Annotated in this window: 6 protein-coding genes; 2 read left to right on the forward strand and 4 right to left on the reverse strand. The window is 42.4% G+C overall.

All coding sequences use genetic code 11. The annotated features are described in order from the left end of the window. Window positions 1–287: 287 nt before the first annotated feature. On the forward strand, window positions 288–1007 hold the full coding sequence (locus LG34_RS00005) for a LytR/AlgR family response regulator transcription factor (protein ID WP_109214272.1): 720 nt from the start codon (window positions 288–290) through the stop codon (window positions 1005–1007). Further along, window positions 1004–2281: a sensor histidine kinase gene (locus LG34_RS00010; protein WP_109214273.1), complete on the forward strand. Its 1278-nt coding sequence runs from the start codon at window positions 1004–1006 to the stop codon at window positions 2279–2281. The genes LG34_RS00005 and LG34_RS00010 overlap by 4 nt, the downstream gene beginning before the upstream one ends. Window positions 2282–2379: 98 nt before the next feature. Here the strand turns inward: LG34_RS00010 and LG34_RS00015 are convergent, their stop codons facing one another. The 4 genes from LG34_RS00015 to LG34_RS00030 form a co-directional block, all read right to left on the reverse strand. Then, on the reverse strand, window positions 2380–3543 hold the full coding sequence (locus tag LG34_RS00015; protein WP_109214274.1) for a peptidyl-prolyl cis-trans isomerase: 1164 nt from the start codon (window positions 3541–3543) through the stop codon (window positions 2380–2382). A gap of 39 nt (window positions 3544–3582) precedes the next feature. After that, complete coding sequence (locus LG34_RS00020; protein WP_109214275.1) at window positions 3583–9942, reverse strand: family 43 glycosylhydrolase; 6360 nt, start codon at window positions 9940–9942, stop codon at window positions 3583–3585. 159 nt (window positions 9943–10101) lie between these two features. Next, window positions 10102–16977, reverse strand: coding sequence for an immunoglobulin-like domain-containing protein (locus LG34_RS00025; RefSeq protein WP_109214276.1), 6876 nt, complete (start codon window positions 16975–16977; stop codon window positions 10102–10104). Window positions 16978–17123: 146 nt separating this feature from the next. After that, a partial coding sequence (locus tag LG34_RS00030; RefSeq protein ID WP_109214277.1) for a helix-turn-helix domain-containing protein occupies window positions 17124–18239 on the reverse strand: 1116 nt, incomplete at its 5' end.

An 18239-nucleotide genomic window follows, 5' to 3' on the forward strand; every position in this document is an offset into this window, starting at 1 on the left:
GTTACTACTCATCACTTGCAGAAGTGGGAGTCTCAACTCAGACTGAGATAAAACGCATTTTGTGAATGACGCGTGCGAACTGTAATCCCCATTTTACACGAATGACGTATTTTTGTGCATGAATGACAGAGAAAGCCAGTAGCTTTTTATCCCTGCTACGCGTATAATTTAACTTAAGCAAGAATTAACTTAAGCAACAAATAGATGATTCCTATTCCTTACTTGCTGTAGGGGATATTCACCATAAATATATAGTACTAAATACGATTAACAAAAGGAGGGTAAAGATGAAAATCGCAATCTGTGATGATGACAGACAGGAGCTATCCCATATATTGTCACTGCTGGACAGTTATCAGGCACAGCAGCATGTGACATTTACCATCTGCCCGTTTCACGATAGCCGTAAGTTGGCAGACACTCTTTCCGAAACGCAATACAATCTGTATCTGTTAGATATCATTATGCCGGAAATCACTGGTATGGAGCTGGCAAAAGAAATCCGCAGCTTCGACAAAGCCGCGGACATTATTTTTCTTACTACCTCTCCTGAATACGCGGTAGAAAGTTATACGGTTAAAGCAACCAATTATCTGATGAAACCAATTGTGCCTGACCGCTTTTATCAGTCATTGGATGAAATCCGGAAAAAACGGGATCAGGAACAGGGCAGATCTCTTGTTCTGAAAAGCAATATCGGTGTACATAAAATCCCGTTAAATCAGCTTATGTATGTGGAAGCACAGGGAAGGAAAGTACTTTATTACCTTGCAAACGGAGAAGAAATTGTTTGCACAGACCGTTTTTCCCCCGTCTGTGACCAGCTGTTACAATACCCGGAATTTATTCTGGCACACCGTTCATTTCTGGTAAATATGAATTATATCCGCCTGATCAGCACTTCGGATATGCAGCTTCAGAACGGAACGCTTCTGCCTCTGGCACAACGAAGAGTTGCAGAGATCCGAAAACATTATCTCGCCTTTCAAATGGAGGAAATACCATGACAAACCTGCCAAACACCTTAAATCTCATCAATTACGCGTTTGTACTGTTTTTTGGCATTACTGCATCCTTATGTCTGGCAGATATTTCTTTTCGGAAGCATCGCAAAACGTATCTGCTGTCTTACCTTTGTTTTGGCATCGGGCAGGTAATCTTTTACCTGGTACTTGGGGAGAATCGATTATATCAGTGGTACCCGCTGCTGATCCATCTGCCACTGATCCTGCTTATTTATTTTGGACTGAAAAAAAGCATTTACGTTTCCATGGTGGCAGTTTTGTCTGCCTATCTGATGTGTACTCCGCGAAAATGGGTAGGCACATTTGTATCCAGCTTTTTTGATTATGATCCATTGATTGCCGATGCGGCAACAATCATTGTAACACTGCCGCTTCTGTTCCTTGTCGTAAAATATATGGCACCCCATATCATAAAATTAAAGCACGAAAACAAGACCATTCTGACACTGTTCCTGCTGCTTCCGTTGTCCTACTACATTCTGGAATACGCTTTTACTGTGTATACAGATCTGATGTACACCGGCGGTCCGGTTATCATTGATTTTATGGACAGTTTTCTTGTGCTTTTGTATTTTATCCTGTCGATTCTGACTATTGAATTTTCCAGTCAGAGGAATCAGGCAGAACGGGAAAATCTGCTTTTGAATACCGCTGCTGCTCAGGCACAAAAAGAGATTGCGCAGCTGTCTCTGGCAGATAAAAAATCTTCCATCTACCGACACGACCTGCGCCACCACCTTCATTTCCTTCAGGAATGTATCCGGGAAAACCAGCTGGAGCAGGCAATGCAGTATATGAAAGAGATCTGCGATGATCTGGATAAAATCCCAGTGAAAAAGTACTGTCAGGACAAAGCTCTTAACCTGATCTTATCTTCTTATCTGGAGAAAGCCACAGAGCAGAATATTCAGACCATTGTATCTGTAACTGCCACTGATTTTTCCAGATTTCAGATTCCGGATCTGTGCAGTCTCCTGGCAAATGCACTGGAAAATGCGATCCATTCCTGTGCAGAGATCACCGATCCAAACGCCCGTTATATCCGGTTGAAGATCTATGAGAAAAATCATCAGCTCTGTATCAACATGGCAAACAGCTACGGTAAAGAACCGGTGTTTGAAAATGACATTCCGATCTCACATTGCGCCGGACATGGAATCGGCGTGCAGAGCATGATCTCTGTTGTGGAAAAATACCATGGAATTTATGGATTTTTTGCCTCAACGGGAGAGTTTCGTTTTCAGACGACATTATAATGTATACAGGAATGTTCACCTCCTTTCTTTGTAGGGTAATTCAAATTCAACTCAGACTGAGATGAATCTATACCTTCATCGCCGGAAATCTCCTCATTCTAGTTGAACGCCTGCACAATGGCATCCTGCACGGAAATCGTTCCCGCGGTCACCTGCATGCCATTCTTTTCGTCCTGAATCATCTGATCCACTTGCTGCACCTGCAGATAACGTGCGATCTGATCTTTCACATTTTCATATGCAATCTGACCATCGGCTTCTTTTTCGATACATTTCATAACACAGATTTTTCCATTATCTTCGTAAGGACCGTATACTTCCCCTGCGGATAATCCTTTTGCGATCTCCCAACGATTCCGGTACACGCCACTCATGCCTTCCTGCGTATCGAGAGAATTCAGTTCCAGTGCCTGTACATCCGCGTAAGTGATATTTTGCAGATCATCTTCGTTGGTAGCTTTCTGCATTGCCTCTGCCAGTTCTTTCCCCTTGGCTTCCGCTTCCACAACCTGATCCGTATTCTGCTGCGTAATCTCTGCATACAAAATCTGTACGTCATCCGTATATGTAAAATCCGTCAAATGCTCCGAATAATACTTCTTACAGTCGGCATCTGAGGCTTTTACACTATCTGCTGTCAGAGCATTGGTAAGCTGTGTCTGCAGATTTGAATACCAGTAGCTGTAATATGTACTCATGTCAAAATTATTCAATCCATAAGTCGTATCATTATTAGAATCGTCCCCACGGGAAGTATTTTCCTGCTCCATTTTATCAGTCAGATCTGCATAGGTGTAATCATCCGTCACCTGTTCTACCACAGCCAGATGTTTGATGGCATAGTATTCCTGTAATTTGTCCTGCACGATTGCTGCCAGCGCATCCGCAGGTGTCTCTCCGTCGATCTCTGTCGTCCAGAAATCCGGCTGGTTGACCTGATCCGTAGAATATTTCATCATGATCTGGTTTTTATACTGCTGCGCCAGCATCGCATATTCTTCCTGTGAAACAGGATCTCCATCCAGATACAGCACCGGGTTTTGTACTTCATCTGCTTTTGTTGGCACATATTTCGCCATTTTGCCTGAACCTTGTTCCGATGCCTGCTCCGATGTCAATTCAGAGGTCTGTTCCGACACCGTTGATCCCGCTGTCTGATTCTGTGTATTTGTCCCGCATCCACCTGCAAAAAGCAATGCGGCAGTGAGGATTATCCCCACTGCCGCATGTCCTGCAGGAGTTCTCTTTTTCATTCCTAACATATAAAACTCCTGTCAAATATTACTTTCGTATGACTGTATCTAGCCAACTACTTTTCCGTTTACGATATGATAGTTAATTCCATTATATCTGGTATAACCATTATAAGAGAAATCTACCTTACCATCGCGGAGATACCACCAGCCGTTTTCGTTCAATGCGATACCGTTGAAGTTGAAGTTTACTTTGCCGTTTTCAATTCTCCACCAGCCATTTGCATTCTTTGCAACTCCTGTGTAGCTGAAATCTACTTTTCCGCCGCGGATGTACCACCAGCCGTTTTTGTTCTTCTCTACACTGTTGCAGTTGAAGTCAACTTTACCATCGACAATTCTCCACCAGCCGTTTGCATTCTTTGCAATTCCTGTGTAGCTGAAGTCTACTTTTCCGCCGCGGATGTACCACCAGCCGTTTTCGTTCTTCTCTACACTATTGCAATTGAAATCAACTTTACCGTCTACAATTCTCCACCAGCCATTCTGGTTCTTTGCTATTCCGGTGTAATTGAAATCTACTTTTCCGTTTGTAATCTTCCACCAGCCGTTTGCATTCTTAGCTACGGTATTTGTGTAAGTAACTTTGCTGTCCACTACATAATACCAATTTCCTTTGCCTAATGCTCCGGTTGTGTCTTTGATCACATCGTTTACGTTAAATTTAACGGTTCCGTCTACTACATACCAGTCACCATGCTCATTGGAAGCAAATCCATTATATTTGAAATCTACTTTTCCATCTCTTACATAATACCAACCATTTACATTTTTCGCAACGGTTGTTACGTCTGTAGCAATCTTGTTATCTTTGTAGTAGTACCAGTTGCCGTCTGCTGCCTTGCTGTCTGCAAGTCCATCCGGATGTGTCTCGATCGGTTTCTGATTTTCTTCAGATGCTGCTTTTGCTTTTGCTACGATGTCATCAATCAGTGCCTTGGCGATCTCAACTGCACCTTCCGGATCGTTCTTGAGATCTACTTCTACCTCGTCTGCGACATTGCTTACCTGGCTCTGGTAATCGCTGATCTCATCTGCACTTAATCCTGCCAGCTTGCTGATTACTTCATTCTGATCCTCGATATATGCAGCAATTTCATTTCTTGCAGAAGTTTCTTTTGTAATTACCTCATTTGCACCAATATCGATTTTTCCATCGCTAAGTGCTGTTCCATAGTAATCTACGGTTGGAATTGCAGCTTCATTCTTAACAAGCTCTTTACCAAGTGTATCATCTGTGTAAGATGGTGCTTCCGGAAGTGCTCTACCAGCATCAATTGCCGGGGAATCTTCCTGAATCTTGAATCCGTCTACAGTTCCAAGTGTTGTCTTGCCATCTGCCCATGTTCCAGTTGTAAAATCTTCTGTATTTACAAATTTCGGATCTGCATAAACTGCATTTTCATCATTTGCATTTGCTTTGTATACTTTCTGTGCACTTCCATCATTACTATATACCAGGTTGTTTGCATAAGATACTTTAGAACTCATGCTATTTGCTTTTGCCGGTCCATAGAAAATATTGTTAAATACAGTTACATCTTTGATGCTTGTTCCTTCCCATGCGGAATCCGGTGTCAGAGCCATGGTGTAACCACCATTGTTCTCCCAGTACATGCTGTTATTGTAAATCTGGATACCAAGAGAACCATATTTACCAGTTCCCATACGGATCATTGGTGCACCATCGTATTTACCGTCATTTACGCTGACATTGTAACGTGCAATGTTGTTTACAGATGCTCCCGGTCCCGGGCAAAGCATCAGGAATCCGCCCAGATTGTCATGGCTGTAGTTGTACTCATATACACAGTTCTGTACGCCATAGTCAAAGTCAAATGCCATACTGTCGTTTCCTACTGCGGAACCGATAGAATGTTCAGATGTATTAAATGCTTCATTGTAACGGAAAGTTACATTGTTGCTATCCCATGACCAAAGTGCTGCATGGTTCGGGTTTGCACTGTAATCCCAGTTGCTGTCTGCAGAATTGTCGATCAGGTTGTACTCTACCGTTGCATCTGTTGTGTTGATCGGTACAATACCATCACCAGCTACATCATGTACATAGTTGTTGTTGATCTCTACATCACTGCTTCCGATCCAGTTACCATTTCCGGCATTCTGGTATCCGGTGTCACTGCTGCTTCCACCAACCAGTGTACGGCTTGCCCATACGCTCTCCATATAGATTGCCTCGTGGCAAACATTGTAAACTTCGTTTCCGTCAATCGTTAATCCTGCGTAGTAAGATTCTACTTTTCCGGTGTGGTTGCTGCCATCGCCTGTTACCAGAACGATCAGTCCGCCTGCGCCTTTATCTGCTCCACCTGCCATCTTACCATTGACATCATGGATCTTATTATTTCGAATTGTTACATTTGCAAGTTCTCCTGCATCGCGGTTTTCTACTACCAGACCGGATAACAGCTTGCTGCTCTGTTTGTAAGTTCCAATCTCACCTGCAGATGCATCCCAGTTTGTAATATCCAGATTCTCTACTACGATATTCTGGCTGTTCTTGATATGAACGGCTGCCAGATCTTCTTTTGTAGCATAAGTCCAGTTTGCACCGTTACCGTTGATGACAGGTTTTGCACCTTCACCATAGCTTCCGATAACAACCGGATTTTCTGCAGTACCTTCTGCATTTTTAACAAGTAACTGCTCACCATTCCATGTGCATCCTGCTTTCAGTAAGATTTTGCCACCTGCGGTAAGTTTGCGGATAGAAGAAGCTTTTCTTAATGTCTTCCATGCTGTCTCTGGAGATGTTCCATCGTTATCATCATTACCATTTTCTGCATCTACATAGTAAGCCACATCACCAGTCGGCTCATTGATGGAGATTAATTCCTCCTGTGCCGCTTTTACTTTGTAGATCATCTCACGGATCTCACGCTGTTTTGTTGTATCAGTTGCATTCTGCTTGAATGCTTTTGCTTCTTCTACAACTTTCTGGAATTCATTCCAGGAATCTGCTGTCCAATCTGCTTCTTTTAATGCTTCTACTGCTTCCAGTGTTTCATCAAACTCTGTCCAGTCAAGTGCGCTTTCTACTTTTACCAGTTTTACATTGTCTAAGTAACCCTGCGCACCATTATCTGCCCATGTAAAAGCATCTACCGTTGTAGCATCTGAAGGTGTTGTAAATTTAACTGTAAAAGATGTCCAGTCCGTTCCATTTGCGACCTGACCAACAGTCAATTTTTTATCTGTATCTTCTTTGTCTGGCAATACACTGTCTGAAGAATATACAACATAATTTTCTTTACCCTCGGTGTTGCTCGTGCTCTTTACGCGTGCACCAACAAAGTAATAAGAACCTGAGTTTCCGCTAACTTTTGCAGTTCCGGTAAGAATATAATCTGTATCCGGTTCTACCGCAATACCAGACTGGCTACTTCCGTCACCCCAGCTATGTGTATTTCCATTATCTTTCAGATAATGTGAGCCTTCCGGAGCCTCTGCATCTTCTACAACAGTTGTTCCTTCACCAATACTCCAGTTGTCACTTCCGTTTTCAAAACTTCCGTTCTGAACCATATTTGTGCTCTCAACAGCATTACTTTCTGTCTGAGTGATACCAATCCAGCTTAATACCGGATCGGAACCGGAAGCTTTTGTAACTGTTACAAGAATGTGATCGGAACCTTCCGGTACTGTCACGTCAATATTGCTTCTATCCTGTGTCTTGCTGGAAGAAAGGCTTGCGCTTCCTGTATTCAAGACAGTTTTTGTGCCTTCTGCGTCTACAGAAGAAACTGTGATTGTAATACCTCTGGTACTGCTCCACCATTCATTAAATCCTGTAGAAACGGTATATTTTCCCGGATCCAGTTCAAAACCATATTCAATCTTTCCAGAGCTGGTTGCCCACCAACCTGTGTCGAAGAAATCTCCAGATCCTTTGCTTCCCATATCTTCAGAACTGCTTCCGCCGGATGCACCTGTTGTACTTGTATAACCCCATGTTACACCTTTGTCATCGCTATATGCCTGATCTGATACGGTATTCAACAGATCATCTGCATTTTCTGCAAATTTGGCAAAAATATCGGATGTATTATCTCCATTTGTATAGCAGTCTGCAAAATATACCAGTTTCTTCGGGCAGCAGAATACCTGAATTGTAAAGCTTCTGCTCAGATCTGTCAGTGTACCTGTCACAGTTACATAACCAAGTGTAAGGTCTCCTGCGCTTTCATCCATGCTCCAGGTTACCTTTGCATCTGGTGTATTGGTATCTCCAATCGTTACATCAATGGTCGACGGTAATACTTCTTTTAACTGTGTTAGATTTTCTGCTGTTTCCAGCAGTTTTGTATTAAGAGTAAGAGCTCCTTTGTTATCCAGTTCTTTTTTTGTCCAGTTTGCATAGTTCTTAAGCGCAATTGTATTATTTGCACCAAATTCAATTGGAAGCCATACATATCTGGAATCACTCAGATCTTTTCCATTATCTGGATTATACCAGCGGTCTCCCATGTAAATGAATTTTCCATTCTCAGCATCTACCGGGATTACACAGGTACTCTGTGTATCAAAAGTTGTACTGGAAGTATCTCCAATACACGGATCACCCATTCTGGTCCAAGGTCCTAACGGGCTGTCAGCAACTGCATAAGCAGCCTGATTCGGTGCCCATCCAGTACATCCTGATGTGATCAGATAATATTTATTCTGATACTTAAACATGGCAGGACCTTCTCTGGAATCTGTACTGCTGATGCAGAAATCTTCTCCCAGTTTCATCTCTGATGCATCTTTTGCAAGTCCTGTATACTCATCATTCAGTCTTGCAATATACATTACTGCATTTCCTTCAGAAGAATACATTACATATGCTTTTCCGTCATCATCTTTGAACAAGTTCATATCACGAACGTGTCCGCCCACAGAATCGAATCCATGATTTGTACGATCCGGATCAGATGCCAGCATATAACTTCCCAACAGTTTATATGGTCCGTTTACATTATCTGCAATTGCAATGCCTGCTTTTGCTTTTGCATAGTTGGAACTGCTATCGGAAGAATACGGACTTGTTCCATCTGCGTGGAACCAGATCACATATTTTCCTGTCTTTTCATTATAAAGCATCTTCGGACGCTCCATAACGCAGCCTTCGGACCAGAGGTCAACGTAGATATCTTTCTTCTGTTCATCAGTCAAATTGCCGTACAGACTCTTGAAATAATCATCTGTTTCAAACTGGTCATAACTATCCATTGTTTTTAAAACAACACCTTCGTCTTTCCAGTTGTACAGATCTTTGGAGGAATACATATGTACACCCGGCATTGGTCTGTAGCCATTGGTTCTGTCCTCACCGATCCAGTAATAAGTATCACCGATCTTCTGTACCTGACCACCATGTGCCTGAACTGCCACACCGTTGTCATCGTAAATACGGTCTGCATTTGTACCGGTAAAAGAAGTATAGTTCTCTATATGTGCTTCTACCAGTGCATCGTATGCTGCGATAAGTGCTTCTTTTGCATTTGCAAGCACAGTCTCATCTGTTTCATTATCATCAATCAACTTCTGGGCTGCTGCAAGTGCATCCTCAAATGTCTTCTTTGACTTTTCTGTATAAATCACATCAGAATTGTCATATTTATCCTGATATTCTTTTACTGCTAATTTCAGTACTTCTAACTGATCCACGTCATCTGTTACTGCCTTAACAATGATATAGCTGACCATCGGATCTTCCGCAGCACTACTTCTCTTGGAATTGTAAACTTTTACATTTAATTCTCCATCTGTAACATCTACATCATAAGTTTTCTCTACCGTAGCACCTGTGGATGTCTTTCCTTTTAAATAAATCTGTGAACCTACCTGTTGATCTTCCAGATCAATATCAACACTTCGATTATCCCACCATGCAGGAACACGAAGGCCGACTGTTACCTCATACTTGGTACTCTTATTTGCACGATCCGGCAATTCAAAATCATATTTGAATCCACTGTTTGCTGCATCGTATGTCCATCCTGAAGATGGCATATACCACGCTGAATTAAGCAATTGTGATGTACTTACCGTTTGGTCTGTAGATGATGCCCACGCCTGATAACCGTTATTGTCATCTTTTACATAACCCCAGGTATATCCAGTTGTAGCATCTGCTCCTTTTTCCTGATCCACGTTAGACTGATAAAGTCCCAACTTCGTATCCGAAGGTGTCACTGTCGGATCTGCCGTACCACAGTTCGCAACATACAAAATGTCATCATTTGCTGCAATCTCTGCTTCACTTGGAACCACTTTTTTCTCAGTCTCATCTGCTTGCGTATCTGCTGCCAAAACTGTCATTGGCTGCAGGATCATTGCAGCTGACAAAACACCTGCCATGAGCACTTTACCGTTTTGCCATCGCTTACGCTTGTTATTCTCCATGTTCTCTCCTCCTCTTTGTGGTGGTTTTATACTTTCTGGGGGAAAGTCATAAACGTTCACCGCTTACCACCAGTATAAAATAAAAAACAGCCAGGATATATCAAATATCTTAGCTGTTTTTTATTTTACTTAGATTTTTTTTATATATTTCTTTCTGCACTAAATCATTGCTTTTCCATTGACGATTTTGCATCTGACACCACGGATGTTTGCATAACCATTATAGGAAAAATCTACTTTTCCACCGCGGATGTACCACCAGCCGTTGCTGTTCTGTGCCATGCCGTTGAAATTGAAGTTTACTTTACCGTTTTCAATTCTCCACCAGCCATTTGCATTCTTTGCTACTCCTGTGTAGCTGAAGTCTACTTTACCGCCGCGGATGTACCACCAGCCGTTTTCGTTCTTCTCTACGCTGTTGCAGTTAAAGTCTACTTTTCCATCAACAATGCGCCACCAGCCGTTTGCATTTTTTGCAATTCCTGTGTAGCTGAAATCTACTTTACCGCCGCGGATGTACCACCAGCCGTTTTCGTTTTTCTCTACGCTATTGCAGTTAAAGTCTACTTTTCCATCAACAATGCGCCACCAGCCATTCTGGTTCTTTGCTATTCCGGTGTAATCAAAATCAACTTTTCCGTTTGTGATCTTCCACCAGCCGTTTGCATTCTTTGCTACGGTATCAGTATAAGTAACTTTGCTGTCCACTACATAATACCAATTTCCTTTGCCTAATGCTCCGGTTGTATCTTTGATCACATCGTTTACATTAAATCCAACGGTTCCCTCTACTACATACCAGTCACCATTTTCATTGGAAGCAAATCCGGTATAGTTGAAGTCAACTTTTCCGTTTTCTACATAGTACCAGCCGTTTTTGTTCTTTGCGACTGTTGTTACATCGGTTGCTACTTTGTTGTCTTTGTAGTAATACCAGTTGCCATCTGCATCTTTTACATCGGAAAGACCATCTGCATGTTTCTCACCCGGTGTCGGCTCAACAGGTTTCTTAACCAGACCATTTACTGCATTAGTCAGTTTGGATATAGCATCTGCCACATCTTCTTCTGTTGCATCATCGTTGGCAAGAACTGCTTCTGCTGCTGCAAGTGCATCTGTGTATACTTTGTAGCTGTCTGCAGTATAAGCATCGCCTGCGATATCTTTGTTCTCATTATAGAGACTTCTTAATTCACTGATATCTACTAAACCTTTTACTGCATCCTGCAGTTTTGTAGCTGCTGCATCAATTTCTGTCTGAATTGTCGGATTCTCAAGTAAGCTTTCTGCTTCTTTTAATGCTGTCTCATATGCTGCATAGCTGCCTGCTGTATAATTTGCTTTATTTTCCCGGTATCCTTTTGCTTCATCATAAGCTTTCTGCAGTTCAGTAGTATCACGTTTTGTTACATCTGAAATACTGATCCAGCTTAAAATCGGATCATCATTTGCTGCTTTTTTTACCGTCAGCGTTACAACCGATTCTTTATCCAGAGAAATCATTCCCTGTGCACAGGACTCTGCATTCTTTACTGCATCAAAATCACAGAGTTTTGTTTCATCAGAGCCGTTTACGGAATAATATACATCCATCTTACGGTTCATATTCCACCAGCCGGTACTTCCAAGCATGATCTCATGGTCACCTGCCGGAAGTGTTACCTGATAGGTAATGTTCTTTCCGCTGCGTGCCCACCAGCCGCCTGTATATGGATTGGATACACTTGACTGACTGAAGCCTTTGATATCTCCGGAGTCACCAACAACACTTGTGTAGCCCCAGCTGTTATCCTCTGTCTTAGCCTGATCTGCAGCATCTGTATTCAGCAGTTTTTTGCTTACAGATTTTACATTCTGCCATGTAGCAGATTCTGTATTATTGCTGTCGATCATGTACTCTACATTTTCCGGAATCATCTGAACGCTTGCTGTTGCTGTTTTTCCGTTTTCTGTTGTTCCATTTACAGTTACATAACTGTACGGATTTACGTCGAAGCTGACACCATCCAGGCTCCATGTTACAGCTACCTGCTCGTTTCCGCATTTTACAGTCTCCGGAAGTTCAGGTGTCTCACCAGGTGTTCCTACAGTATTCACTGTTTCCGGTGTACCATATGCTTTCATGATTGCATTGTACTCTTCTGCTGTTACACAGATCGGTGTACCATGTCTTGCACGACTTGGCATTTTGTATGTACCGGCATCCGGTTTTGTGAATTCGCCACTTTCCAGATCAGTTGTGATCAATGGATAATATCCGCTGCCACCAAAATCATCTACCAGCAGACACCATTTGTCAGTACCATTTGTATCATCCTGATTCAGTTTGAAGATGGTCGGTCCCTCAACATACTGATTGCTGTTCAGGGAATCAGATTTGATCTGTGTAAATGTACCTAATACTCTGTCGCTCTTCTCTAAGAAGATTGTTTTTGTCAGTGCACCAAGCTCATTTGTGCTGCCACCCTCGTTTTTCGTAAATCTGTAATAAGTACCATCATTCTCGATCATTGTTGTATCAATACTGGACTGATCATAATCGATATATACCTGTGGATCTGTAAATGTATAGAAATCTCTTGTCTTTGCATAGTACAGACGCTGTTTTGTATCTTTGTTTGGTGTTCTGGATGCCCAATATACAACATACTCACCTGTCTTTGCATCGTAAGTTGCTTCCGGTGCCCAAGTACAGCCTGCCTCAATTTTAGCAGATACTTCTACCATTCTCTGATCAGACCAGTTTACCAGATCAGTAGACTCCCAGATCATCAGGCTCTGGCTTCCGCTGTTCTGTGCAGCATCCCAGCCGTTTCCGCCATTGATCTTCAGATCTGTTGCGATCAGATAGAATTTGTCGCCTTCCGGTGAACGGATAATGAACGGATCACGTACACCTTTTTCACCCAGTGTAGAAGTAAGTACCGGGTTGTTGTCATTCAGATCATCCCAGTTCATTCCATCCTGGCTGGATGCAAAATAAATCTGCTCGCCATCGGAATAGCCTTCTCCTGCAAAGTATGCAAAGAAGTAATCGGTATAATCAGAATCTTTAATTTCTTTTGCGGCTGCTTTTACTTTGATCTCAATTTCTTTTTTCTCTGTTTTTCCTTTATAGGAAAGAGTTGCTGTCATTTTGACAGTTGTATCTTTTTCCGGTCTTGTAACAGTACCTGCCGGTGTTGCATCATAGTCCTCATTGTCATGTGAAGCTACATCTACGATTTCCGGATGATCTGTTTCCCATGTGACTGTTACACCATTTTCTGTTTTTTCCGGAAGTGTGATATTTCCACGTACATCATCTTTGTTCGGGATATCTACACTTGCAAGTGCTTCGTTCATGGTGGATTCTATGTTCTCACCTGGAACTTTCAGGCTAATGCTTGCAGTCTGATCGCCATAAGCGACTTTAAGGCTTACATATACATCATCATCCTGAGCTGTTACTTTTCCATTGGAAGTAATTGCTGCATTTTCCGGAACAGTCCATGTCAGATCATATCCGTCGATGGAAGTTGGTAATGTGATGTCTTTTGTTACTTCTGATGCTGAAGCATTTCCGTTTAATACAGCTTTGCGGATATCTGCCAGAACCATTTTCTTCTTCTCTGCTGTGGTCGGAAGAACTTTCTGTACAGCTTCTTCTGTTAATGCTGTATTCCAGAATTTCATATCGGCTACGTTTGCTTTCAGTAACGGATCTCCGTTGTACAGAGATTTTCCGATATATCCAAGGGCATCATCTGTTGGAATTGTTTTTGTAATATCTTTTCCATGGTTTTCAAGAGTAGATACTAATGTTCCATCCATGTACATATACAGATTGGTTCCATCAGATACAACTGTAATTGATGTATAACCTGCACCCGGAGTGGTAGACGGTGCCGGCATTCTTGACTCACCACCAACACTGACTGCTGCAAGTGTATTTCCTTTGTAATTATCCTGTGCAGAATTTACACCAACAAATACATAATTATCAACGTCTGGCCAGGAAGCAACCGTTCTTCCGAAGCACCACAGCCAGTGGTTTGCCTGTGTCTGTGTACTGAAAGTTGCCTGAACAGTGAATTTACCGTCTGTTCCAACTAATCCTGCCGGAATGTCTGCATATCCATCTTTATTAAACTGTAATACGCTTTCTTTTCCGTATGTAGCCACGCTGCTCTCATCAATATCATGTAAGATTGCATCGTTGCCTTTTCCAGACACATCTGTTAATTTTCCGTCTGATACGGACATATCATAATGTGCTGTCATACTGGTTGCAATTGCATCTGTCAGCTTATATACTTTCAACTCTGACAGGTTACAGTTACCATTTGCATCAACGGAATATTTAATGTAACGATAGGACGGTACTCCCGTTGTCTTGAAATCGGTATAGTATACCATAGTATCTGTCTTTTCTGCCGGTGTGGAAGAAATGGTATACAGTTCTGTCCAGTTTTCTCCGTCATTTGATCCTGAAATCACGGCGCCAACACAGCGGCTTGCATAACCTGTTCGCGGTGCATAAGCGATGGCACCAATCTGTGTCTCCTGACCCAGATCTAAAGTAACATATCCGCTGCTAACACCATCAAAGAATGTACCATAATTATTATCTACAACATTAGATGCAACATCTGTGGTACCATTATTCCACGGTGCACTTCCGGTTACCTGATCTTTTGCAATTGTAATCTGGCTTACTTCCGGATTTTCCGTTGTATTATCATCTGAAGTGTCTTTGATTCCATTCACGCCTTCTACGATATAAGTAGTAATGGAATTTCCTTTCATCGTTGCTGTAAAGCACTGCTCATCTGCGTCTACAACGATGTTATCACTCTTAGTTACGTCTTTCCAATGTTCACCGGTCTTCAGATCCCCGCTTGTACGGATTGCGGTAACCTTGCTGCCCATTTCTTCGAAACCGGACAGATCAAATTCCCAGTTCTGATCGGAGCTTGATGTATTGATCGCAACGATGATTGCTTTATCGCCATCTACGTCATAAGCTGCCAGTGTTTTTCCTTCCTGGTCGGAACCAATGATGGTATCGCCCGGACGGATGTATCTGGAGAACTGTCCGTATGCATAGTATTTCTGGCTCAGTACGATTTCCTCATTGTCATGATCTGCTGCTGCCAGTCCCCAGTAACCACTGGAAGTTGTGGATTTCCATGCAGTTTCCAGAGCATCCATACTCAGATAATCATTTGCACTGCCCTTGCTTACCCAATACTGACCTATTTCGCTGCTGTCCGCATGCATATCAATGGCATTCCAGAGAATCCATGCAGAAGATTCCAGACCGTTAACGTCTGTCATCATACGCTGTGCAAGACCAAGCGCAGCGGTCATTTCACCTGCATTTGTACCTGCAGTATAAGCACCGTCTACCTCAGACATCCACAGATTCTTTCCAGCATTTTGTGCAGTTGTTTTTAATCCGGAGCGGTTAGATCCACCATAAGTATGGGTATCAATTCTGGAAATAACGCCTTTTGCTTCATCTGTTAAATTATTATAAGAAGAAATCTGTGTATCAATGCTGGTCTCATCTGTACCACTGATGATCACACCTTTCAGGCTTTCTCTGCTCTGCAGCTCCTTGTTCAATGCTACCAGCACTCTTGACTGAGATTCTCCCTGATCAAAATGGCAGCCTTCCTGTTTATTACTGTTTGCGCCCCAGTAATTTGTGTAAGGCTCATTCATCGGATCTACACTCTGGAAGCTGATCACGCCTTCTTCCTGCCAGTGTTCCATAACATCTGCCATATATTTTGCAAATGCATTGACAGAATCTTCACGCAGATTATCTTTGGAAGAATCTGTATTTCCTGAGGAGCATCCGCTGACTGTCATAAAATATGGCGGTGAATTGGAAAATGCCTCTGCGATGAAGTCATTTCCGCTGGCTTTTGCAACTGCTTTTAAAACTGCAACCTGATTTTTGTCAGCTTCCCAGTCATAGTTCCATGCATAACCACAGTCTTCATCATACTGATCAAATTTTTCAGCATAATAATTAATGTCATGCTTTGTTGTATCAATTTTAGTAACTTCTGTCGCATAACCCGGAACGCCACCATCGGAACGAACGATATGTGACTGATGTAAAAACTCATCTTCTTCTGGAAGTTCCGCCAGATCAGAAGTCTTTACAACTGCCATCTTGACAAAATCCAGTGTCCAGTCAGACTTTCCTGCAATGTTAATGGTGTTTTCACCGGCATTTAACTGTACGCCAGAAATCGTTACGCAGAACAACATACAATGGCTGCTATTATTGGTACCCTCTGCAATGATACTGTTATTAATGTCACTTGAAGAAATAACTTTATCCTGAGTGCTGTCGTCATTAACACGAATTGCCACATCCCTGCTGTTTGTTCCTTCCAGTGTCAACAGAAGTTTTACGGTATATTCACCAGCTTCGTCTACGTTTACGTTATAGCGTAGATTGTCTCCTGAACCAACAGTATCACCCAGTTTATTGATCCAGCCAAGTTTATCGAAAGAACCAACTTTCTCCCCTTTGGTAATTCCAAACTCAGCATCAGAACGGGAATAAGTCATATCCGCCATTTTGGAATATGTCGTTACACTTCCGTTGGAACCGCCGTAAGTATACGTTCCTGCTGTCAGATCATAAAATTTAGCTTTCTCGTTTACCGGTACTTTTGTCGTAGTCACAGTGTCTGCTATATCATCACCGCCACCAACATTGTAACGGCCGATGTTCATGTTCAGTCCATCTTCACTGAAAAACAGGTTTGCTGCCTGCTCTGTTAATTTGTCACTGTAACCGATACGATTTGCCCACCAGCACAGGGATGTACCCCATCCCTGAAACTCGCCAAGTCCGTCGTTATTCGTATCATTGAATGTAGATGCTTCCGTCGGTTTCAATTTAACCGTAGTATCTACAGATGGCGTAGTCGCTGCCTGTGCCTGTACTGTCCAGCCGTTCATCGGAACACTGGTTACAACCATGGCTGCTGCCGCGATCAGACTTGCAAATTGTCTCATCCTTTTCATGTGATCTCTCCTCCTCCTCGCTTTGGCAGTTTTCATTTTCTTTGGGGATATAAGAAAAACTCCCTACCTTAATATCCAGTATAAAATAAAAAACAGCTAAGATATATCAATTATCTTAGCTGTTTTTTATATTTCTTATTTTATTTTTATACAATCTTCCACTTCGTACGATGTACATACTGCTTCCGATAGCGTCCCGGCGTCTCTCCGGTCATCTCCTGAAATACCTTACAGAAATGGCTCTGGGAGCTGAATCCCAGATAAAAACTGATTTCCTGAATGGAATAGTCCGAATACTGTAGCAGATTCCTGCTCCTTCGAATCTTCTCCTTTAAAATATACCGCTTAATGGTGATATTTTCCTGTTTTTTAAACAGATGAGACAGATAATCCGGATTCACATTCAGATGTTTTGCAATGTCTGTAATCTGGATCGTATCGTGAAAATGCCGAAAAATATAATCTTTGACCTCTCCAATCAACGGATTTTTATACCCGCCCGTCTCCGACTTTTGTTCTTCTGCAACCGCGGATGCATAAAGCCGCTGGGCTTCACGTTTGAACGCCTCCACTTCTACTACATTATCAATTTCTTCTATCTGTTGGATAAAATTATCTGCCATGGTGAAAGATTTTTCCACACTGACACCGGCCTCTACCGCCGTTCTGGATGCCAATGTGATATTTCCAATTGCCACATTTTTGTGATGGCGCAGCGGATCTTTTGCCAGTCGCCCGATCTGTCCTTCATAGGTCTCAGAGATGCTTCGATTCAACGCCGCGATGTCTCCATGCCGGATTGCTTCCTGTTCCCTCTGTTCCTGTTCATAAGGATTGTGTAATCCAACCCTTTCTTTTTCCTGGTACTGAAACAGATTCTTCGTCATCTCTTCCAGGGCACCCTGCACCTTTGGCATAGACTCTTCATTACGTTCCCAAAATTCTGCGACACTCAGCTCGTTTCCGGTCAGGAAATAGTAGCACAGCAGGATTCCCGTCACAAAGGTATCCAATTCACACATTTGCAGATTCAATCCGACCTTTTTCAGCATACGATACTTCCTGTTCGCATGACTGAACCGTTTTTCTGATGTCGGAGCCAGAAGAATCGGTCCAAACAGGCTCCACACGTTTGGTGCATCCGTATGCGAAATCTCTGCCACCAGAATATCCGCTTCCAGCATGTGAATTTTCGGATATTCATTTTGCTGCAGGTGAAAGCAGTTTTCTAAAATTTTCTTCTGTTCCTCCGAAGTTGTATA

Source organism: Eubacterium ramulus (genome assembly GCF_003122485.1).
GTDB classification, from domain to species: domain Bacteria; phylum Bacillota; class Clostridia; order Lachnospirales; family Lachnospiraceae; genus Eubacterium_I; species Eubacterium_I ramulus_A.

Excerpts from the sequence above, each read along its gene's own strand:
- LG34_RS00015 (WP_109214274.1), bottom strand. The coding sequence starts at position 3,543 with ATGTTAGGAATGAAAAAGAGAACTCCTGCAGGACATGCGGCAGTGGGG.
- LG34_RS00025 (WP_109214276.1), bottom strand. The coding sequence starts at position 16,977 with ATGAAAAGGATGAGACAATTTGCAAGTCTGATCGCGGCAGCAGCCATG.
- LG34_RS00005 (WP_109214272.1), top strand. The coding sequence starts at position 288 with ATGAAAATCGCAATCTGTGATGATGACAGACAGGAGCTATCCCATATA.
- LG34_RS00010 (WP_109214273.1), top strand. The coding sequence starts at position 1,004 with ATGACAAACCTGCCAAACACCTTAAATCTCATCAATTACGCGTTTGTA.
- LG34_RS00020 (WP_109214275.1), bottom strand. The coding sequence starts at position 9,942 with ATGGAGAATAACAAGCGTAAGCGATGGCAAAACGGTAAAGTGCTCATG.